At 61.7% G+C, this 18,089-nt stretch carries 21 protein-coding genes; 12 read left to right on the top strand and 9 right to left on the bottom strand.

What is annotated here, in order from left to right; all coding sequences use genetic code 11:
• Window positions 1-148 precede the first annotated feature (148 nt).
• The 7 genes from A2I95_RS01875 to A2I95_RS01905 all read left to right on the top strand — a co-directional run bounded on the left by A2I95_RS01875 (window position 149) and on the right by A2I95_RS01905 (window position 5,605).
• Window positions 149-1,171 (top strand): branched-chain amino acid ABC transporter permease, encoded by a 1,023-nt coding sequence (locus tag A2I95_RS01875; protein ID WP_291727223.1) that lies wholly within the window; start codon window positions 149-151, stop codon window positions 1,169-1,171.
• Between the two features lie 3 nt (window positions 1,172-1,174).
• Entirely contained in the window at window positions 1,175-2,377 is a 1,203-nt protein-coding gene (locus tag A2I95_RS01880; RefSeq protein WP_291727225.1) for a branched-chain amino acid ABC transporter permease, read from the top strand.
• Between the two features lie 12 nt (window positions 2,378-2,389).
• A complete protein-coding gene (locus tag A2I95_RS01885) occupies window positions 2,390-3,145 on the top strand; it encodes an ABC transporter ATP-binding protein (protein WP_291727227.1) in 756 nt (251 codons plus the stop codon).
• Window positions 3,146-3,157: 12 nt separating this feature from the next.
• Window positions 3,158-3,913 (top strand): ABC transporter ATP-binding protein, encoded by a 756-nt coding sequence (locus A2I95_RS01890; protein WP_291727229.1) that lies wholly within the window; start codon window positions 3,158-3,160, stop codon window positions 3,911-3,913.
• A gap of 283 nt (window positions 3,914-4,196) precedes the next feature.
• A complete protein-coding gene (locus tag A2I95_RS01895) occupies window positions 4,197-4,451 on the top strand; it encodes a PepSY domain-containing protein (RefSeq protein WP_291727231.1) in 255 nt (84 codons plus the stop codon).
• A 66-nt stretch (window positions 4,452-4,517) separates the two neighbouring features.
• The gene (locus A2I95_RS01900) at window positions 4,518-5,060 is read left to right on the top strand and encodes a cytochrome b/b6 domain-containing protein (protein WP_291727233.1); all 543 of its coding nucleotides are present in this window, start codon (window positions 4,518-4,520) and stop codon (window positions 5,058-5,060) included.
• Window positions 5,057-5,605, top strand: a complete 549-nt coding sequence (locus A2I95_RS01905; protein WP_291727235.1) for a helix-turn-helix transcriptional regulator — start codon at window positions 5,057-5,059, stop codon at window positions 5,603-5,605. The genes A2I95_RS01900 and A2I95_RS01905 overlap by 4 nt, the downstream gene beginning before the upstream one ends.
• 7 nt (window positions 5,606-5,612) lie before the next feature.
• Here the strand turns inward: A2I95_RS01905 and A2I95_RS01910 are convergent, their stop codons facing one another.
• Window positions 5,613-7,109 carry a class I adenylate-forming enzyme family protein gene (locus A2I95_RS01910; protein ID WP_291727237.1) on the bottom strand — a complete coding sequence of 499 codons (1,497 nt, stop codon included), beginning with the start codon at window positions 7,107-7,109 and terminating at the stop codon, window positions 5,613-5,615.
• A gap of 92 nt (window positions 7,110-7,201) precedes the next feature.
• On the opposite strand from A2I95_RS01910, the gene A2I95_RS01915 reads away from it, so the two are divergent.
• From A2I95_RS01915 to aat, 4 genes are all read left to right on the top strand, one after another.
• Window positions 7,202-7,738, top strand: a complete 537-nt coding sequence (locus A2I95_RS01915) for a PAS and helix-turn-helix domain-containing protein (RefSeq protein WP_291727240.1) — start codon at window positions 7,202-7,204, stop codon at window positions 7,736-7,738.
• Window positions 7,739-7,894: 156 nt separating this feature from the next.
• On the top strand, window positions 7,895-8,389 hold the full coding sequence (accB, locus tag A2I95_RS01920; RefSeq protein WP_291727242.1) for an acetyl-CoA carboxylase biotin carboxyl carrier protein: 495 nt from the start codon (window positions 7,895-7,897) through the stop codon (window positions 8,387-8,389).
• Window positions 8,390-8,398: 9 nt separating this feature from the next.
• Window positions 8,399-9,748, top strand: coding sequence for an acetyl-CoA carboxylase biotin carboxylase subunit (gene accC / locus A2I95_RS01925; RefSeq protein ID WP_291727244.1), 1,350 nt, complete (start codon window positions 8,399-8,401; stop codon window positions 9,746-9,748).
• Window positions 9,749-9,822: 74 nt separating this feature from the next.
• Window positions 9,823-10,455, top strand: coding sequence for a leucyl/phenylalanyl-tRNA--protein transferase (aat, locus tag A2I95_RS01930; protein ID WP_291727246.1), 633 nt, complete (start codon window positions 9,823-9,825; stop codon window positions 10,453-10,455).
• Here the strand turns inward: aat and A2I95_RS01935 are convergent.
• The 6 genes from A2I95_RS01935 to A2I95_RS01960 form a co-directional block, all read right to left on the bottom strand.
• Entirely contained in the window at window positions 10,419-10,781 is a 363-nt protein-coding gene (locus A2I95_RS01935) for a DUF2155 domain-containing protein (protein ID WP_027259266.1), read from the bottom strand. The genes aat and A2I95_RS01935 overlap by 37 nt on opposite strands.
• Window positions 10,781-11,236 carry an outer membrane lipid asymmetry maintenance protein MlaD gene (mlaD, locus tag A2I95_RS01940; protein ID WP_027259267.1) on the bottom strand — a complete coding sequence of 152 codons (456 nt, stop codon included), beginning with the start codon at window positions 11,234-11,236 and terminating at the stop codon, window positions 10,781-10,783. Before mlaD ends, A2I95_RS01935 begins: the two co-directional genes overlap by 1 nt.
• A 24-nt stretch (window positions 11,237-11,260) precedes the next feature.
• A complete protein-coding gene (locus tag A2I95_RS01945; RefSeq protein ID WP_291727249.1) occupies window positions 11,261-11,647 on the bottom strand; it encodes an NADH:ubiquinone oxidoreductase subunit NDUFA12 in 387 nt (128 codons plus the stop codon).
• Window positions 11,648-11,782: 135 nt separating this feature from the next.
• Window positions 11,783-12,148: a RidA family protein gene (locus A2I95_RS01950; RefSeq protein ID WP_291727251.1), complete on the bottom strand. Its 366-nt coding sequence runs from the start codon at window positions 12,146-12,148 to the stop codon at window positions 11,783-11,785.
• Between the two features lie 137 nt (window positions 12,149-12,285).
• Window positions 12,286-13,554, bottom strand: a complete 1,269-nt coding sequence (clpX, locus tag A2I95_RS01955; protein ID WP_291727253.1) for an ATP-dependent Clp protease ATP-binding subunit ClpX — start codon at window positions 13,552-13,554, stop codon at window positions 12,286-12,288.
• Between the two features lie 149 nt (window positions 13,555-13,703).
• Window positions 13,704-14,336: an ATP-dependent Clp protease proteolytic subunit gene (locus A2I95_RS01960; RefSeq protein WP_129370624.1), complete on the bottom strand. Its 633-nt coding sequence runs from the start codon at window positions 14,334-14,336 to the stop codon at window positions 13,704-13,706.
• Between the two features lie 251 nt (window positions 14,337-14,587).
• On the opposite strand from A2I95_RS01960, the gene A2I95_RS01965 reads away from it, so the two are divergent.
• Window positions 14,588-15,595, top strand: a complete 1,008-nt coding sequence (locus A2I95_RS01965) for a GlxA family transcriptional regulator (RefSeq protein WP_291727257.1) — start codon at window positions 14,588-14,590, stop codon at window positions 15,593-15,595.
• A gap of 141 nt (window positions 15,596-15,736) precedes the next feature.
• Here A2I95_RS01965 and A2I95_RS01970 read toward each other — a convergent pair whose 3' ends face one another.
• Entirely contained in the window at window positions 15,737-16,756 is a 1,020-nt protein-coding gene (locus A2I95_RS01970; protein WP_291727260.1) for a c-type cytochrome, read from the bottom strand.
• On the bottom strand, window positions 16,740-18,011 hold the full coding sequence (gene soxC, locus A2I95_RS01975; RefSeq protein ID WP_291727262.1) for a sulfite dehydrogenase: 1,272 nt from the start codon (window positions 18,009-18,011) through the stop codon (window positions 16,740-16,742). The genes A2I95_RS01970 and soxC overlap by 17 nt, the downstream gene beginning before the upstream one ends.
• Between the last annotated feature and the right edge of the window lie 78 nt (window positions 18,012-18,089).

The following is an 18,089-nucleotide window of genomic DNA, read 5'->3' on the forward strand; positions in this document are numbered from 1 at the left end:
GTTCCGGCCGGGCGCATCGCGTGCCCGGCCCTTCGTTTTTCCGGCAGCATGACGCGCGGCGTTTGCACAGGCGTTTACACAGAGGCCAGTGGCCGCTGAACAGCCGGAAACCCTCTCTTCCACCCAGACTAACCCGGGGGCGGGACCCATGGACGCAATCCTATTGCAAATCTTGAACGGGCTCGACAAAGGCTCGGCCTATGCGCTGATCGCGCTGGGTTTGACACTCATTTTCGGCACGCTGGGCGTGGTGAACTTTGCCCATGGGGCGCTGTTCATGATCGGCGCCTTCTGCGCCGTCACCCTGCAGCGCATCCTGAACCTCAGCTTTGAAGTGGTCGATGAAACCCAGACAGATTTCCTGGGCAACCCGCTGAAAGTAAAGACGCCTTATGTGGAGGCCTGGTTCGGCCCCGAGTTCGGCGGCTCCATCATCGACTGGGCCGTGCCGCTGGCGATCCTCTTTGCGATCCCGATCATGATCGGCGTCGGCTACGTGATGGAGCGCGGCCTGATCAAGCATTTCTACAAGCGCCCCCATGCGGATCAGATCCTGGTGACCTTCGGCCTGGCCATCGTGCTGCAGGAAGTCATCAAGTATTTCTACGGCGCCAACCCGATCCAGACCCCGGCCCCGGACGCGCTGAACGGCGTGATGAACCTGGGCGCCGTTATCGGCATGGACATCATCTATCCGGTCTGGCGCGTGGTCTATTTCTTCTTTGCGGTGCTGATCATCGGCGGCATCTTCTCCTTCCTGCAGTTCACCACCTTCGGCATGGTGGTCCGCGCCGGTATGGCCGACCGCGAGACCGTGGGCCTTTTGGGCATCAACATCGACCGCCGCTTTACCATTATGTTCGGCATCGCTGCCGCCGTCGCGGGCCTGGCTGGCGTCATGTACACGCCGATCAACTCGCCCAACTACCACATGGGTATGGATTTCCTGGTCCTCAGCTTCGTGGTGGTGGTTGTCGGCGGTATGGGCTCATTGCCCGGCGCGGTGCTGGCCGGTTTCCTGCTGGGCGTGCTGGAAAGCTTTGCCTCGATGAACGAGATCAAGTCCCTGATCCCCGGCATCGACCAGATCATCATCTATGTGGTCGCAATCATCATTCTGCTGACCCGTCCGCGGGGCCTGATGGGCCGCAAAGGCGTGATGGAGGACTAAGACATGTTCGGACTGGATAAAAAAGACACCTCAATGCTGATCATCGTCGCCTGCCTGACGCTGTTCGCCCCCTTCATCCTCAACCCCTTTCCCACCGGCAGCGCCATGGCGCAGTTCAACGCAGGCTACCCGGACCTGATGCAGCGGTTCGTGATCTTCGGGATCTTCGCCATCGGTTTCAACATTCTGTTCGGCCTCACCGGCTATCTGTCGTTCGGCCATGCGGCTTTCCTCGGCGCCGGTTCCTACTCCGCTGTCTGGATGTTCAAGCTGGTGGGCATGAACGTGATCCCGGCGATCCTGCTGTCGGTTATCGTCGCAGGCCTGTTTGCGCTGCTGATCGGCTTTGTCTCCTTGCGCCGCTCAGGGATCTATTTTTCGATCCTGACGCTGGCCTTTGCGCAGATGTCGTTCAACCTCGCCTATTCGGTGCTGACCCCGATCACCAACGGCGAAACCGGCCTGCAGCTGACACTGGACGATCCCCGCATCCTGGGTGTCTCTGCCACTGCGGACGGCTCGATCCCCGTCACCAGCCTGTTCGGGCTTGAGATGCGCTCTACCTTCGAGATGGCCGTTGGCCCCTGGGCCTTCCAGTTCAACGCGGGCTACTACCTGTGCGCGCTGATCCTGCTGGCCGCCTTCTACCTGTCGATCCGCATCTTCCGCTCGCCTTTCGGCATGATGCTGCGGGCGGTGAAGTCGAACCAGCAGCGGATGAACTACACCGGCCTGAATACTCGGCCCTACACCCTGGCGGCCTTTGTGATCTCTGGCATGTATGCGGGGCTTGCAGGCGGGCTGATGGCCTCGATGGACCCGCTGGCAGGCGCTGAGCGGATGCAGTGGACGGCCTCGGGCGAGGTGGTGCTGATGACCATCCTGGGCGGCGCCGGCACGCTGATCGGTCCGGTGCTGGGCGCAGGCTTCATCAAATACTTCGAGAACATCTTCTCCAAGATCAACGACAACGTGCTGCACAGCTGGTTCAGCTTTATGCCGGACGGGATGGAGGACGCGGTGGTGTTCCTGATCCACCCTTTCATCGGCAAGGGCTGGCACCTGACCCTCGGCATCCTGTTCATGCTGGTGGTGATCTTCCTGCCCGGCGGGCTGGTCGAAGGCGGCCAGCGGATCAAGGGCTGGCTCAGCCGCCGCAAGGCCAAGGACAGCAATACGTCCGGCGAAACCAACCCCGCGGAATAAGGAGACAAGACAATGGGTATCCTTGAAGTCAAGAACGTGGGGAAACGGTTCGGCGGCCTGCAGGCGCTGTCCGAGGTGAACCTCAGCGTTAAGGAAAACTCGGTCCATGCGATCATCGGACCGAATGGCGCGGGCAAGTCCACCCTTCTGAACTGCCTGGTGGGCAAGCTGATCCCCGATACCGGATCAGTCATGTTCGACGGCCAGTCGGTGCTGGGCCGCGCCCCTTACGAGATCAACCAGATGGGCATCAGCCGCGTGTTCCAGACGCCCGAGATTTTCGGTGACCTGACGGTGCTGGAGAACATGATGATCCCCTGTTTTGCCAAGCGGGACGGCGCCTTTGAACTGAACGCCCTGTCCGCCGTGCTGAAACAGAAGGACATTCTGCAAAAGGCCGAGCACATGCTGGAAGAGATGAACATGGCGGACAAACGGCACATGCATGCCGCCGCCATGTCCCGCGGCGACAAGCGGCGGCTGGAGATCGGCATGTGCCTGAGCCAGGAACCCCGCCTGCTGCTGCTGGACGAACCTACTGCGGGCATGGCGCGGGCCGATACCAACAACACCATTGATCTGCTGAAACAGATCTCGGACGAGCGCGACATCACCATCGCCATCATCGAACACGACATGCATGTGGTGTTCAGCCTCGCCAACCGGATCACCGTGCTGGCGCAAGGCACGCCCTTGGTCGAGGACGATCCGCAAAACATCCGTGGCAACCCGAAAGTGCGCGAAGCGTACTTGGGCGAGTCGGCGTAAGGAGGAACCAACATGAATGTGAAACCCGATTTCTCCAAAAGCGCCAATGCCGCCACCACCGCGCCGGCCTTCCTGTCGGTCTGGGATGTGCACGCCTACTACGGCGAGAGCTATATCGTCCAAGGCATCAGCTTTAACGTCCACGAGGGCGAGATCCTGGCGCTGCTGGGCCGCAATGGCGCTGGCAAGACGTCCACCCTGCGCTCGATCGCGCGCACCGGGTCGCCGATGGTAACCAAGGGCGAGATATGGCTGGATCACAAGCCGCTGCACAAGATGGAATCCTATGAGGCCGCGGCTGTGGGCCTGGGTCTGGTGCCCGAAGACCGCCGCATCATCCCCGGCCTGACGGTCGAGGAAAATCTGCAACTGGCACAGATCGCCCCGCCTATCGGCTGGTCGCTGGAGCGTCTCTACGACCTGTTCCCGCGCTTGGGCGAGCGGCGCAAGCAGGAAGGCGTGACCCTGTCTGGCGGCGAACAGCAGATGCTGGCGATTGCCCGCGCACTCGCCCGCGACATCAAGGTGCTGCTGCTGGATGAACCCTACGAAGGCCTGGCCCCGGTGATCGTCGACGAGATCGAGAAGACGCTCATCCACATCAAGGAACAGGGCATGACCACCATCATCGTTGAGCAGAACGCGGTCCGCGCCCTGGAACTGGCGGACCGCGCGGTGATCCTCGATACCGGCGGCATCGTCTTTGACGGCACCGCCGCCGAGGTCCTGGAAAACGAAGAACTGCGCGCCGAATACTTGGCGATCTGAGGCGCACCCAAGAATTCATCCCCACCTTGCCGGCCACCCGCGTGCCGGCACTGGCTGACTGAGGCCGGCTCTTCCCAGAGCTGGCCTCTTTTTTGCGCCGCGCGGCGTAAACTGCACACAGGAAGCCGCTTACGCATTGCAATAAACCCAAGGTGTATGCCGCAGTTTTCTGCTTCCATCGGCCCCTGCGCCTATTCCGGATTCCTGCCTTGGCACAGATGTCACCGCCACCGGCCCGCGCCATTCCGGAGCGGCAACTGACAGGACACTGAAAGGACACCCGATGCACACCTCCCTGAAACTCCTCGCCCTTGCCCTTACGCTGCCCGCAATGGCGGCTTTTGCTTCTGACGGCGCACCAAGCGCCGAAACCCAGGCCAAGATCCGCGATCTGCTGACCGGTCAGGGCTATGAAGTGCGCAAGATTGAACGCGAAGACGGGCTGTATGAAGCCTACGCTCTGAAGGACGGCAAGAAGTACGAACTCTATTTGAATGATCAGATCGAAGTGGTGAAAACCGAAGAAGAAGATGACTGACAGTAGCCGAACCTTTTTTTTGCCGGGCGCACCTTTGTTGCGCCTGGCTGCAACAGGAGAGCTGACATGCAACGCACTTATGTCTGGGACCCCGTGGTCCGGCTGTTTCACTGGTTGCTGGCGGCGGGGTTTGCTGCCAACGCGCTGTTCACCGACCCGGAGGGTGATCTTCATCAATACATCGGCTACGCCGTTGCCGCCCTGATCGGTGTTCGGCTTATCTGGGGGCTGACTGGCAGCAGTTATGCGCGGTTTTCCAGCTTCCCGCTGGATGCGGGCGCCGCTGCCGGACAGTTGAGTGATATTGCAACGGGCCGGGTCCGGCATCATCCGGGCCACAGCCCGCTGGGCGCGCTGATGATTTATAACCTGTTGCTGACCCTGGCAGGGATTGGCCTGACTGGCTACCTGATGACTACAACGACGCACTGGGGCACCGAGTGGCCGGAGGAGCTGCACGAGGTGCTGGTGTCCTGGGCGGAGTTCTCCGTTGTGCTGCATGTGGCTGCGGTGCTGTTCGAAAGCCGCCGGACCAAAGTCAATCTGGCGCGCGCGATGGTCACTGGCTACAAAAGGCTGCCCGAAACCACTGCGGAACCCCCAAGATGAGCCAAACCCGGCAAGGCCCGGCCAAACCCTGGATCCTGATTGCCGTCATCGCCGTGCAGGCTCTTTGCGCGGCGGTGTTCCTGGGCGACATGTTCGCCGACCTCTCCGGCATGGAGGCGGGAGAGGCAGAGCATGGTGAAGGCCCGCACGCCTATGTCGAAGGCCTCGCCGCGGTTGCCCTGCTGGCCGCCATCGTGATCGAGACCCGAATCCTGATGTGGCTGCTGCGGCGCAAGGCGCATCTGGAGGACAGCCTAAGCAGCGCCCAGGCCGCGGTACAGGACGTCATCGACGCAGAATTTTCCAGCTGGGGCCTGACCCCTGCCGAACTGGATGTCGCCAACTTTCTGGTCAAGGGCCTCAGCACCGCCGAAATCGCCGCCATGCGCGGCAGCGCCGAAGGCACGGTCAAGGCACAGCTCAACGCGATCTACCGCAAGTCCGGCACCAGCAGCCGGGCAGAACTGATGAGCCTGCTGATCGACACGATGATGGGGCAGCGGCAGGCGGATCCGGAAGAAAACTCAGAAGCCCGCCCTGCCTAAGCCGCTGTCAAACCATCTTGCGCAACTCGGTCTTCAGCACCTTGCCGTAATTGTTCTTGGGCAGCGCCCCGATCCTCAGATAGGCCTTAGGGCGTTTGAACCGGGCGATCCGGCTGTTGCATAGATCATCCAGCTCTGTTTCCGGGGCGTCGCCCACCACAAAGGCCACCACCTCCTCGCCCCAGTCCGCATGGGGCCGGCCCACGACCGAGACCTCGCGCACCTGCGGATGCAACAGCAGCACCTCCTCCACCTCGCGCGGATAAACGTTGGAGCCGCCGGTAATGATCATGTCCTTGGAGCGGTCCTGCAGCGTCAGGTAGCCGTCCGCGTCCAGAACCCCCATGTCGCCGGTCATCAGCCAGCCATCTACCAGTGTCTTGGCGGTGGCTTCCGGATTGTTCCAGTAACCGGGCATCACCGCATCGCCGCGCACCATGATTTCGCCGTGATCGCCTGCAGGCAGGAACTTCCCCTCCGGCGTGCCGATCCGCACCTCAACCGCGCTTTGCGCCCTGCCGACGCTGGCCAGCCGCTCGCGCCAGCGCGGGTGGCTGCGGTCCTGCACATCGTGGCGCGGCAGCGCCGTGATCGCCATCGGGCATTCGCCCTGGCCGTAGACCTGCACGAATTTGGGGCCGAAATGCGCCTCCGCCTCAATGATGTCCGCAGCATACATCGGACCGCCCGCATAAACCACTGTGCGCAGCCCCTCACCACTGCGGCCCAGCCGCTTAGCTTGCGAGGTCATCCTTGTAACCATGGTAGGGGCGGCAAACATATGCACCCGCCCGAAATGCGCGGCCAGATCAAAGATCTCCGCTTCGTCAAAGCCGCCCGAGACCGGGCAGACATGCCGCGCACCAGCCAGCACATGCTGGATTGCATAAATGCCCGCGCCGTGGCTCATCGGCGCCGCATAAAGCGCGTGATCCTCAGCACTGACCTGGTCCACATCGGCGAAATAGGCGATTGCCATGGTCATCAGCATCCGGTGGGTGATCATCACCCCCTTCGGCCGACCGGTGGTGCCGGACGTGTAAAACAGCCAGGCCAGATCCCCAGGCGCACGGAAGACAGGCCCGGACACCGGCACGGCCTGCGTGGCTTCAGCATACTCCGCTCCGGCGATGTCCACACAGCGCACTTCCGCCGCGGTCCCGTCAACAGCCTCAGTCAGCCCGGGCGAAGTGAACACCAGATTGGCGCCGGAGTTCTGCAGAATGAACTCTGCTTCCTTACCGTGCAGCTTGGCATTGATCGGCACCGCCGCCGCCCCCGCATACCAAATGCCGTAAAGCGTGATCAGGTAATCCGGGCAGTTCTTCATGAAGATGCCGACCCGGTCCCCCGGCTGCACACCCTGAGCCTGCAGCCAGCCCGCCACAGATGCCGCGCGGGCGTGAAAGCCTGAATAGTCCGCAACCGGTTCCTGCCCCAGAAACAACGCAGGCCGGCCTGCCTCCGCCGCTGCCATGCGCTGCAACCACACTGCTATGTTCATCCGCCCGTCCCCTCCGGATTGCCGCTCTGCGTGCAACGCCGCACGCAAACTGCCCCTTCAATTCCGCAGAAAGGCCGGGGTACAAACACCATATGAGCGATCTTGCCTTTGACCATGCCCCTGTGGGCCTTGCCGTGCTGGAACGCCGCGTCATCACGCGGTGCAATCTGCAATTTGCCGCCACCTTCGGCGGTGCAGCCGCTGAATACACCGGCCGTCCAATTGCCGAGCTTTACCCCAGTCAGGAGGATTTCAACCGCATCGGCGCCCTGCTGCAGCAACCCGAAGCCAAAAGCGGCAGCTACAGCGACGAGCGCATCATGCGCCGCCGGGCAGGCGCCTTGTTCTGGTGCCGGGTACGCGGCCGTTCAGTGACGCCCGAGACGCCGTTTCAGACCGGCATCTGGTCCTTTGCAGATATATCCGAGGACCGCCCGGTGGTCTCGCTCACCCCGCGCGAGCGCGAAGTGGCGATCCTCACCTGCAAGGGGCTGTCGGCCAAGGAAATCGGCAAACAGCTGGATCTGTCCTACCGCACAGTGGAAAGCCACCGCGCCCATCTGCTGCAAAAATTCGGTGCCCGCAAGCTGCCGGAACTGGTGGCCAAACTTACGGGCATGCCGCTGTAAGACAAAAATCTGTCCGGCAATTGCAAATCCGGCAATCTGCCTCCATGTTACAGCCCGGATCGACGGTGCTTTCCTTGCGGTAATCCTTGCCCTATAAGCGCCCTAATTTCCGGCCCGCCTGCCCTGGCGGGCCTGTCGGAATTGGCTGAGGACAATATGACAAACAAATCTCACGAAGCTGACGTGGCATTCATCAAGGCGCTGGCGGAACTGCTGCGCGAAAACGACCTGACCGAGCTGCAGGTCAAACGCGATTATGGCGACGACGACAGCCTGAATGTGCGTGTCTCCCGCCAGACCGCCATGGCCGCGCCGGTGCAGGTTGCCGTGCCTGCCGCAGCAGCTGCTCCGATTGCAGCAGCTGCCCCTGCCGCCGCTGCAGCCCCCGCCGCCGCCAGCGACGATCCGGCCAGCCACCCCGGCGCAGTGCCCTCGCCGATGGTCGGCACCGTCTATCTGCAGGCCGAGCCCGGCTCGCCCGCCTTTATCTCCGTGGGCCAGCAGGTCAGCGAAGGCGACACCCTGCTGATCGTCGAAGCGATGAAGACTATGAACCACATTCCGGCGCCGAAATCGGGCACCGTGAAGCGCATTCTGGTTGAAGACGGCGCCGCCGTTGAATTCGGAACCCCCCTGGCCATCATCGAGTAAGGATCTGCAATGTTTGACAAGATCCTGATTGCCAACCGCGGCGAGATTGCCCTGCGCGTCATCCGTGCCTGCCGGGAAATGGGCATCAAATCGGTTGCGGTGCATTCCACTGCGGACGCCGATGCGATGCACGTGCGCATGGCCGATGAATCGGTCTGCATCGGCCCGCCGTCCGGCACCCAAAGCTACCTGTCGATCCCGGCCATCATCTCGGCCGCCGAGATCACCGGCGCCCAGGCGATTCACCCGGGCTATGGCTTCCTGTCGGAAAACGCCAACTTTGTGCAGATCATCGAAGACCACGGGCTGACTTTCATCGGCCCCTCGGCTGCGCATATCCGCATCATGGGCGACAAGATCACCGCCAAGGAAACCGCCCAGAACCTTGGCATTCCGGTAGTTCCGGGATCTGAGGGCGGCGTGCCTGACATTGCCGCGGCCAGGAAAGCCGCCGCAGACATGGGTTATCCGGTGATCATCAAGGCCACCGCCGGCGGCGGCGGCCGCGGCATGAAGGTGGCCCTGAACGAGAAAGAGCTGGCGAGCGCCTTCTCCACCGCCCGTTCGGAAGCCAAGGCTGCCTTTGGCAATGACGAAGTCTACATGGAGAAATACCTCCAGAAACCGCGTCACATCGAAGTGCAGGTCTTTGGCGACGGCAAAAGCACCGGCATTCACCTGGCTGAACGCGACTGCTCGCTGCAGCGTCGCCACCAGAAGGTGTTCGAGGAGGCCCCCGGCCCCTGCATCACCCCGGAAGAACGCGCCCGCATCGGCAAGATCTGCGCCGATGCCATCGGCAAGATGGGCTATTCCGGTGCCGGCACCGTCGAGTTCCTCTATGAGGACGGCGAGTTCTATTTCATCGAGATGAACACCCGCCTGCAGGTGGAGCACCCGGTGACTGAGGCGATCTTTGGCGTCGATCTGGTGCGTGAGCAGATCCGTGTGGCCGAAGGCTTGCCGATGTCGTTCACCCAGGACGATCTGGAGATCAACGGCCACGCCATCGAGGTCCGGATCAACGCCGAGAAGCTGCCGAATTTCTCGCCCTGCCCGGGCAAGATCACCCAGTACCACGCCCCTGGCGGATTGGGTGTGCGGATGGATTCGGCGCTCTATGACGGCTATTCGATCCCGCCTTACTACGACTCGCTGATCGGCAAGCTGATCGTGCATGGCCGTGACCGGACCGAGGCGCTGGCCCGGCTGAACCGCGCCCTGGGCGAGCTGATTATCGACGGTATCGACACCACCGTGCCGCTGTTCCATGCGCTGCTGCAGGAACAGGACATCCACACCGGCGATTACGGCATCCACTGGCTGGAACGCTGGCTGGAAGAAAACCAGCCCGGATAAATTCAGCGGGGCGCGCCATTGGCTGCGCCCCGTTTTACATTTGCCCGCATTTTCCAGTTATACTGCCCTTCACCATGAGCCTGACCGCGGATCTTTTGCTGCACGCCTATTCTGCCGGTGTTTTCCCGATGGCCGAACACCGCGACGACCCGGAAATATTCTGGGTCGATCCCAAGCGGCGTGGCATCCTGCCGCTGAACGGCTTCCGCATCTCCCGCTCACTGGCCAAACGGATCCGCAATGGCGGCTTTGAAATCACCGTGAACCGGGATTTCGGCGGTGTGGTGGACGGCTGCGCCGACCGGGCGGAAACCTGGATCAACGGGGAAATCCGCGACCGCTATCTGGATCTGCACCTGATGGGCAACGCGCATTCGCTTGAGGTCTGGCAGGACGGCGTTCTGGCCGGCGGCACCTATGGTGTCTCGCTGGGCGGCGCCTTTTTCGGCGAGAGTATGTTCTCGCGCCGCCGGGATGCCTCCAAAGTGGCGCTGGCCTATCTGACGGACAGGCTGCGGCAGGCGGGCTACAGGCTGTGCGATACCCAGTTCCTGACTGCGCATCTTGCGTCTCTTGGCGGGATTGAAGTCACCCGCGCGCGCTACCGGGCTTTACTGCACGAGGCCCTGAAGACGGATGCGGATTTTGCCCGGCCGGCTGTGCCCGGGCCTCAGCTGCTGCTGCAGCGCATGACCCAGACATCATAGCGGTTGTGGTCCAGCGCGTTGAGTGCCGGACTGGACGCCACCATCCAGCCCTGGAAATGCGTTGCGCCATCATCGGGGTCCCGCACGGTCAGATAGGCAAAGGCATCCCCGGTCGGGTTCTCTGACGGATAGCGGCAGTCCGACACGGTCACCAGCAGGCCGAACATTTCCGAACTGCCACCGATGGCCACTTCCGCATCCATGGTATGGCCGTTGACCTTGTCCAGCGCTCTCAGCACCGCAGCACTGCCCTGCGCCGCCGGCTGCTCCTGGCCCCAAGCCGGCATCGCCAGCGCACAAGCCACTGCCGCCGCCGCAAAGCGCATCAGGAATCGCCCTCGCCGCCGCCGGCGACAAATTTGACCAGCAGCGAAATCAGGCTGACCGCGCCCTGCGTGTCCTCGATCTCATCGCCCGCTTCAAAAGCAAAGGGCGAGCCGCCGGGCATGATCTCAACAAAGTTACCGCCCAGCAGCCCTTCGGAAGAGATCACCACGGCGCTGTCATCCGGGATTTCGATGCCTTCATTGACAGAGAACATGGTATCTGCGCGGAAGGTTTCCGGGTTCAGGCCGACACCGGTCACGGTTCCGATCTTGACCCCGGCCAGCCGGACGTCGGTTCCGACACTGACCCCTTCCAGCGACCGGAAAGAGGCGTTCAAGTCGTAGGTCGAGCCGCCGCGCGACAGACCGGCCGCCTGACCGGCATAGACGGCAAAAGCAACTGCAGCTGCCAGCACGACGCCGCCGGCAAAAACTTCGGTAGGATTGTGGGACATGAAATCAGCCTTCTGGCAGATGTTTTATTCGGGCACCCAGGCCTCATAGTCGCGGCGTTCCTTGGGTTCGCCGCCTGCGCGGATCGACCCGGCCGGCGCATAGGCCATCATGGTGCCGGTCAGGTTTTCCTGATGCGGCTTTTCCCAGGCTTTATGCTTCAAGGGCTTCTCGCTGGGCAGTTCGTCAAAGGTGCGGTGCAGCCAGCCGTGCCAATCGGGGCTGACGCGCGAAGCTTCAACTTCGCCATTGAACATCACCCAGCGCTTGCTGTCATCGGCATTGCGGTAGAACACATTGCCCTGATCATCCTCGCCCACCTTGATGCCCTTGCGGGCGGTGAAGATCCGGGTGTTCAGGGTGGCGCCGTTCCACCAGGTCACAGCGCTCAGAAGAGTGTTCAGGATTCCCATGGGTGCCTCCGGATTTATCCGTTTCTGATATGGCCCAATTTCCCGCCAAGGTCCAGTGGCTTGCGCCCTTAACGGAAGACCCCCGGCGGGAATTGGCAGTTTTGCTTCACGCGGATTTACGGACGCCTTGAAGGATCAGCCTTCCGCTGGCGCCAGTGCCGTCACTTCGATTTCGATGCGGAACTTGGGATCGATCAGATTGCACTCGACCATAGTCGCCGCGGGCGGGTTGGCGCCAAAGGCTTCGGCCAGAATAGGCCAGCAAGGCTCGAACTCCGCCGCATCAGGAAGGTAGTAGTTCACCCTCACTGCATCCGCAAAACTTACGCCTACCTTCTCCAGTGCCGCGCCAATGGTGTCCAGCGCGGATTTGCACTGTGCCGTCACATCATCGCCCTGGCCGACAGTGCCGGCCACGTGCACAAACCCACCGGCCACAACAGCGCGGCAATAGCCGATTTTGGCCTCAAATTCTCCGCCTGACGATATCCGCCTGATCATTGCCCAGTTCCTTCTTCTGGCTCAAAATATCCCGGGGCGCAGCGGCCTGCCGCTGCGGGGGCAGCGCCCCCGTCCAACTATCCTCAAAAACAAACGGCGCGGAAAGAACCGCGCCGTTTGTCTTAAACTCTGTGAATTCACCCGGCCGTTGCCGGCTCTTTCTCGGCATCCGCGTGGATCATCAGCGGCTGCGCGTCCGAGGTCACTGCCTCCTCATTGACAACCACCTTGGTCACACTGTCCATGCCTGGCAGATCGAACATGGTATCCAGCAGAATATCCTCCATGATCGACCGCAGCCCGCGCGCACCGGTCTTGCGTTCGATGGCCTTGCGGGCAATCGCGCTCAGGGCCTCCTCGGTGAAGTCCAGCTCGGTGTCTTCCAGCTCGAACAGGCGCTGATACTGCTTGACCAGGGCGTTCTTGGGCTGGGTCAGAATGATGACCAGCGCGTCCTCGTCCAGATCTTCCAGCGTTGCCAGCACCGGCAGACGGCCGACAAATTCCGGGATCAGGCCGAATTTCAGCAGATCTTCCGGCTCCAGCTCCTGGAACACCTCGCCGACGCCGCGGTCGTCATTGTCGCGCACATCGGCGCCAAAGCCCATGGCCGAGCCCTTGCCGCGGGCCGAGATGATCTTGTCCAGCCCGGCAAAAGCACCGCCGCAGATGAACAGAATATTGGTGGTGTCCACCTGCAGGAATTCCTGCTGCGGATGCTTGCGCCCGCCCTGCGGCGGCACACTTGCCACGGTGCCTTCCATCAGCTTCAGCAGCGCCTGCTGCACGCCCTCGCCCGATACGTCGCGGGTGATCGAGGGGTTTTCCGACTTGCGGGTGATCTTGTCGACCTCGTCGATATAGACGATGCCGCGCTGCGCGCGCTCGACATTGTATTCGGACGACTGCAGCAGCTTGAGGATGATGTTCTCGACATCCTCCCCCACATAACCGGCCTCAGTGAGCGTGGTCGCATCCGCCATGGTAAAGGGCACATCCAGGATCCGCGCCAGCGTCTGCGCCAGCAAGGTCTTGCCGCAGCCGGTGGGCCCGATCAGCAGGATGTTGGATTTCGCCAGTTCAATGTCCGACCCGGCCTTTTGCGCGTGGTTCAGACGTTTGTAGTGATTGTGCACCGCAACCGACAGCACCCGCTTGGCGGTGGCCTGGCCGATCACGTAATCATCCAGAACCTGGCAGATATCCTTGGGCGTCGGCACCCCGTCGGTGGCCTTCAGCCCGGAAGCCTTGGTTTCTTCACGGATGATATCCATGCACAGTTCGACGCATTCATCGCAAATGAACACGGTGGGGCCTGCGATCAGCTTGCGCACTTCATGCTGGCTCTTGCCGCAGAAGCTGCAGTAAAGAGTGTTTTTGCTGTCGCCGCCTGAATTCGTCGCCATGGTCTACCTTTCAGTCCGCCCGGTCCGCTGCTCCCGCACTGCGGGGCTACTCAACTTTCTGCCAGCTTAAGCGAGTGCTTAGGCCGCCACAATGTGAAAGTGCGCCCCAATTCAAACACGGGGCACACGGCTGTTCACAACGCCAGGCGTTACGCCTGCTCTTCGTCGCCTTTGGCGCGGTTTTCGACGATCTCATCGATCAGACCGAACTCTTTGGCTTCTTCCGGCGCCATGAAATTGTCCCGCTCCAGCGCATCGACGATCTTGTCGTATTCCTGGCCGGTGTGCTTGACGTAAATTTCGTTCAGGCGCTTCTTCAGCTTCAGGGTTTCCTCGGCGTGGATCATGATGTCCGTCGCCTGGCCCTGGAACCCGCCGGAAGGCTGGTGCACCATCACGCGGGAGTTCGGCAGGCTGAACCGCATGCCTTTTTCGCCGGCGGTCAGCAGCAGCGACCCCATCGAGGCCGCCTGGCCGATCACCAGGGTCGAAACCTTGGGCTTGATGTACTGCATGGTGTCATAGATCGACAGGCCCGAGGTCACCACGCCGCCGGGGCTGTTGATGTACATAGAGATTTCCTTGGAGGGGTTTTCCGCCTCAAGATGCAGCAGCTGCGCCACGATCAGCGAGCTCATCCCGTCATGCACCGGACCATTCAGAAAGATGATCCGCTCCTTCAGCAGGCGGGAAAAAATGTCATAGGCCCGCTCGCCCCGGCTGGTCTGCTCCACCACCATCGGGACCAGGGTATTCATGTATGTTTCTCTGGGATCAATCATTTCGACCTGCCTGCGTTGTTTATGTCCGGCACCATACCCGACAGTGTGTTACCTGAGTCTTAGTATCGCCACTTTTGAGCTGCAAGGGGCGGCAGCCATTTTACCTTGCCGCAAAGCTGCATCAGGTGTCGCAATCTGCTGGAACGCTGTCGCTATTCTCGGGCTGCGGCGCCCGTCAGCGCCTTAGGAAACAAACTCAAGTCCGAATTCCACCCGGGGCCAAATCCCGGGTGCCGTGCTGGGGTTCCGCCATGGCCGATGACAGTTTCGTTCAGAAAGGCGCTGCCGCCAATCTCGCCGTTCCTTTTGAAGGCGAGCCGCAGGACTTTTATTTCCTGCTTCTGCCCAAGGCGACAATGCTGCCGGTGGCCGCCGCCATCGAACCTTTGCGCATTGCCAATCAGGTGACCGGCACCCGGCTGTACCGCTGGTACATCATGACCGAAGACGGCCAGCCGCTGCATTGCTCCAACGGCATGGTGATCACCCCGGACACGCCGCTGCAGCCGTTGCCCTCGGATTCGCTGGGCTTTGTCTGCGCCGGGGTCGAGCCGCATAACGCAGCCAGCGACGTAACCCTGAACTGGCTGCGCCGCGAAAGCCGCTTTGGCCGCTCCATCGGCGGCATCTGCACCGGCGCCTTTGCCCTGGCCCAGTCCGGACTGATCAAAAACCACAAGTTCACCCTGCACTGGGAAAACCAGCCGGGATTCCTGGAAAGCTACCCCAACCTGGAGCCGTCACCGAATATCTTTGAAATCTCCGGCCCGCTGATGACCTGCGGCGGCGGCAATGCGGCAACCGACATGATGCTGCACCTGATCGAGGAGCGCCACGGCAAGCAGCTGGCGATCATCGTCGCCGACATGTGCCTGCATGTGCGCTCAGGCGGCCAGGCGGCGCCGCAGAAATCGAACTATGCGGTGGCCATCGGCAGCCGCAACCAGCGCCTGCTGAACGCGCTGCAGCTGATGCAGGAATCGATCGAGGAGCCGCTGTCGATCGGTGAACTTTGCGACCGGCTCGACATTTCCCGCCGCCAGCTGGAGCGTCTGTTCTCGCGCTACCTCAATCAAAGCCCGATGCATGTCTATTTCGACATGCGCCTCAGCCACGCCTTTGCGCTGATGAACGAAACCTCGATGAGCGTTACCGAGATCGCGCTGGCATCGGGCTTCAACTCGGCCACCCATTTCTCGCGCCAGTTCAAACGCAAGTTCGGCGCCAGCCCGCATTTTTTCCGCAAAGGCTGGAGCTGACTGCTGCAATTTGACCCGGCGGAAACCGTCTATGGGAAAGGCGGCGCACCGGCGCGCTGCAAAAGAAGCCGCCGAACTGAAGAAACCGAATGAAAGAGGGGCACCGCCAGGCGCCCCTTCTGTTTTCCGGCAAGCCGCCGGCTACTGCGAATAGGACTGCAGATAGGCGATCACAGCTTCGATGTCGCTGTCCTTTTTCAGGCCGGTAAAGGACATCTTTGTGCCCTTCATGTATTTTCTGGGCTTGGCCAGGAAGGCCGCCAGCTCAACCTCGTCCCAGACCAGCCCGTCCTCAGCTGCGGTTTTCATCGCCTTGGAATAGCGGAACCCTTCTGCATGACCGGCGGGGGCGCCGACGATACCGTTCAAAATAGGCCCGGTCTTGGATTTGGCGCTGTCCCCGACCTGATGACAGGCCTGGCATTTCTTGAAAGCCTTCTCACCTTTGGCCACCAGTTCCGGATCCGGAGCCTTGGCGGTTTCAACAGGCTCCGCCGCCGCCTCCTGAACCGATGAAGATTCGGCGCTTTCCTCATCCGGCGTCACATCCAGCACCAAGGCACGCATGGTGATCTCGACGCTGTCCTTGCAATCCTCCATGCAAGGTTCCGGGTTCCAGAAGTGTTTTTCCGCTTCCAGCCGGTCATCCAGGATGAAACCATCGGCATTCGGCAATTCGACCGCCTTGAAGGTCTCATCCGACAGCACGAACTCATCATCCACCAGATCATTGGAATAGAGGATATAGGCCACAATAGCGTAAACCTCATCCGCACTCAGCGACTGCGCGTCGCCAAACGGCATCGAGCGGTTCACATAATCCCAGGTGGTCGACAGATACGGCCAGTAGCTGCCCACCGTCTTCAGCGGATCGTCGTGGTCCAGCGTGCCCTGCCCGCCTGCCAGCTTGGGCCAGTTGCCGACGCCCTCGGCAAAATCGCCGTGGCAGACGGCGCATTTTTCGGCAAAGACCTCCTCGCCGGTGAACACATCGCCCGAGCCTGCAGGCAGGCCGGTGCCGTCAGGGGCCACGTCAAGATCCCAGGCAGCGATTTCTTCCGGCAAGGCGGGGCGGCCCAAGCCGAACCCTTCTGCATAAGCCGGAACAGCAAGCGCCGCAACAACGGCCGTTACCGTGATAAACTCAGGAAACCTCGACATTTTCCGCCTCCCCGTTTGCCTTGACCCACCAGGTCTGGATGGCGTTGTTGTGATAGATCGAATTCAGCCCCCGCACCTCGCGCAACTGCGCCTTGGTGGGCTGCACATAGCCGGAAGAATCGCGCGCCCGGCTTTGCAGCAGCATCTCGGAGCCGTCCCAGTTGGTATCCAGATAGAACCGCGTCAGCGCCTTGTCGGTGCCGGGCGCGGCCAGCCGCGCCTCCTGCCAATTCTTGCCGCCGTCCAGCGACACATCCACACCGGTAACCGCGCCGCGCCCAGACCACGCAAGACCGGTGATCACCAGCGACCCTTTGCCATGTTTGATCGGCGATTGCGGGCTGGGACTGGTAACGACGGATTTCGCATCCATCTCCCAGGTCCATTTGCGGCTGACGCCATTGGCCAGCGTGTCGGTGTATTTCGAGGTCTCCTCGCGGCTTTCCACCGGCTGGTCCATCACCTCGACCCGGCGCAGCCATTTGACCCACATGTTGCCTTCCCAGCCCGGCACCACCAGCCGCACAGGATAGCCATGCTCCTTGCGCAGCGCCTCGCCATTGGCCTTGAAGGCAACCAGCACGTCGTCCATCGCCTTTTCCAGCGGGATCGAACGGCCGTTCGAGGACGCATCCGCGCCTTCCACATAGACCCACTTGCCCTCTGGCTTAACCCCGGCTTCCTCCAGCAATGTCCGCAGGGACACGCCGGAATATTCCATGTTGTGGATCATACCATGGGTGAACTGGGCGCCGTTCAGCTGCGCGCCGGCCCATTCCATGCCGGAATTCGCCGCACATTCGCAGAAATAGACCCGGTTCTCGCGCGGGAACCGCTCCAGATCCGCGTAAGAGAACACCAGCGGCGTATCGACCAGCCCGTTGATCATCAGCCGGTAGTCTTCCTTGCGCAACTCGATGGCGCCGGAATGGTGCCGCTCAAACGCGCAGCCCTGCGGCGTGATTGTCCCGTCCAGCGCATGGATCGGGGTGAAGTTGATCGAGCTGATGGTATCCGCCGTCAGCCATTCCACATTGCGGCGCACCACATCGCTCTCAAACTGGACCGGCAGGCCATAGGGCGTGGCATCCACCCCCTCGCCCAGACCGCTGGCCCAGTCTTGCACTTCGGTAATCAGCGGATCGGGCGCGGCGGCCTTGGCAGCACCTGCCGCAACCGCCCCGGCCCCGGCAGCCGCCGCCCCGGTCAGGAACTGGCGGCGCGAGGGCACCAGGCCTTTGGCATCATCACTCATCTGTCTTTGCCTCCTCACATAGATAAATTCACGTTCGTGAATTCAACTGCGCAAAATTTTTTGTCTTAACCCGCCGGG

Source organism: Leisingera sp. F5, assembly GCF_001593695.1.

Excerpts from the sequence above, each read along its gene's own strand:
- A2I95_RS01875 (WP_291727223.1), top strand. The coding sequence starts at position 149 with ATGGACGCAATCCTATTGCAAATCTTGAACGGGCTCGACAAAGGCTCG.
- A2I95_RS01880 (WP_291727225.1), top strand. The coding sequence starts at position 1,175 with ATGTTCGGACTGGATAAAAAAGACACCTCAATGCTGATCATCGTCGCC.
- A2I95_RS01885 (WP_291727227.1), top strand. The coding sequence starts at position 2,390 with ATGGGTATCCTTGAAGTCAAGAACGTGGGGAAACGGTTCGGCGGCCTG.
- A2I95_RS01890 (WP_291727229.1), top strand. The coding sequence starts at position 3,158 with ATGAATGTGAAACCCGATTTCTCCAAAAGCGCCAATGCCGCCACCACC.
- A2I95_RS01895 (WP_291727231.1), top strand. The coding sequence starts at position 4,197 with ATGCACACCTCCCTGAAACTCCTCGCCCTTGCCCTTACGCTGCCCGCA.
- A2I95_RS01900 (WP_291727233.1), top strand. The coding sequence starts at position 4,518 with ATGCAACGCACTTATGTCTGGGACCCCGTGGTCCGGCTGTTTCACTGG.
- A2I95_RS01905 (WP_291727235.1), top strand. The coding sequence starts at position 5,057 with ATGAGCCAAACCCGGCAAGGCCCGGCCAAACCCTGGATCCTGATTGCC.
- A2I95_RS01910 (WP_291727237.1), bottom strand. The coding sequence starts at position 7,109 with ATGAACATAGCAGTGTGGTTGCAGCGCATGGCAGCGGCGGAGGCAGGC.
- A2I95_RS01915 (WP_291727240.1), top strand. The coding sequence starts at position 7,202 with ATGAGCGATCTTGCCTTTGACCATGCCCCTGTGGGCCTTGCCGTGCTG.
- accB (WP_291727242.1), top strand. The coding sequence starts at position 7,895 with ATGACAAACAAATCTCACGAAGCTGACGTGGCATTCATCAAGGCGCTG.
- accC (WP_291727244.1), top strand. The coding sequence starts at position 8,399 with ATGTTTGACAAGATCCTGATTGCCAACCGCGGCGAGATTGCCCTGCGC.
- aat (WP_291727246.1), top strand. The coding sequence starts at position 9,823 with ATGAGCCTGACCGCGGATCTTTTGCTGCACGCCTATTCTGCCGGTGTT.
- A2I95_RS01935 (WP_027259266.1), bottom strand. The coding sequence starts at position 10,781 with ATGCGCTTTGCGGCGGCGGCAGTGGCTTGTGCGCTGGCGATGCCGGCT.
- mlaD (WP_027259267.1), bottom strand. The coding sequence starts at position 11,236 with ATGTCCCACAATCCTACCGAAGTTTTTGCCGGCGGCGTCGTGCTGGCA.
- A2I95_RS01945 (WP_291727249.1), bottom strand. The coding sequence starts at position 11,647 with ATGGGAATCCTGAACACTCTTCTGAGCGCTGTGACCTGGTGGAACGGC.
- A2I95_RS01950 (WP_291727251.1), bottom strand. The coding sequence starts at position 12,148 with ATGATCAGGCGGATATCGTCAGGCGGAGAATTTGAGGCCAAAATCGGC.
- clpX (WP_291727253.1), bottom strand. The coding sequence starts at position 13,554 with ATGGCGACGAATTCAGGCGGCGACAGCAAAAACACTCTTTACTGCAGC.
- A2I95_RS01960 (WP_129370624.1), bottom strand. The coding sequence starts at position 14,336 with ATGATTGATCCCAGAGAAACATACATGAATACCCTGGTCCCGATGGTG.
- A2I95_RS01965 (WP_291727257.1), top strand. The coding sequence starts at position 14,588 with ATGGCCGATGACAGTTTCGTTCAGAAAGGCGCTGCCGCCAATCTCGCC.
- A2I95_RS01970 (WP_291727260.1), bottom strand. The coding sequence starts at position 16,756 with ATGTCGAGGTTTCCTGAGTTTATCACGGTAACGGCCGTTGTTGCGGCG.
- soxC (WP_291727262.1), bottom strand. The coding sequence starts at position 18,011 with ATGAGTGATGATGCCAAAGGCCTGGTGCCCTCGCGCCGCCAGTTCCTG.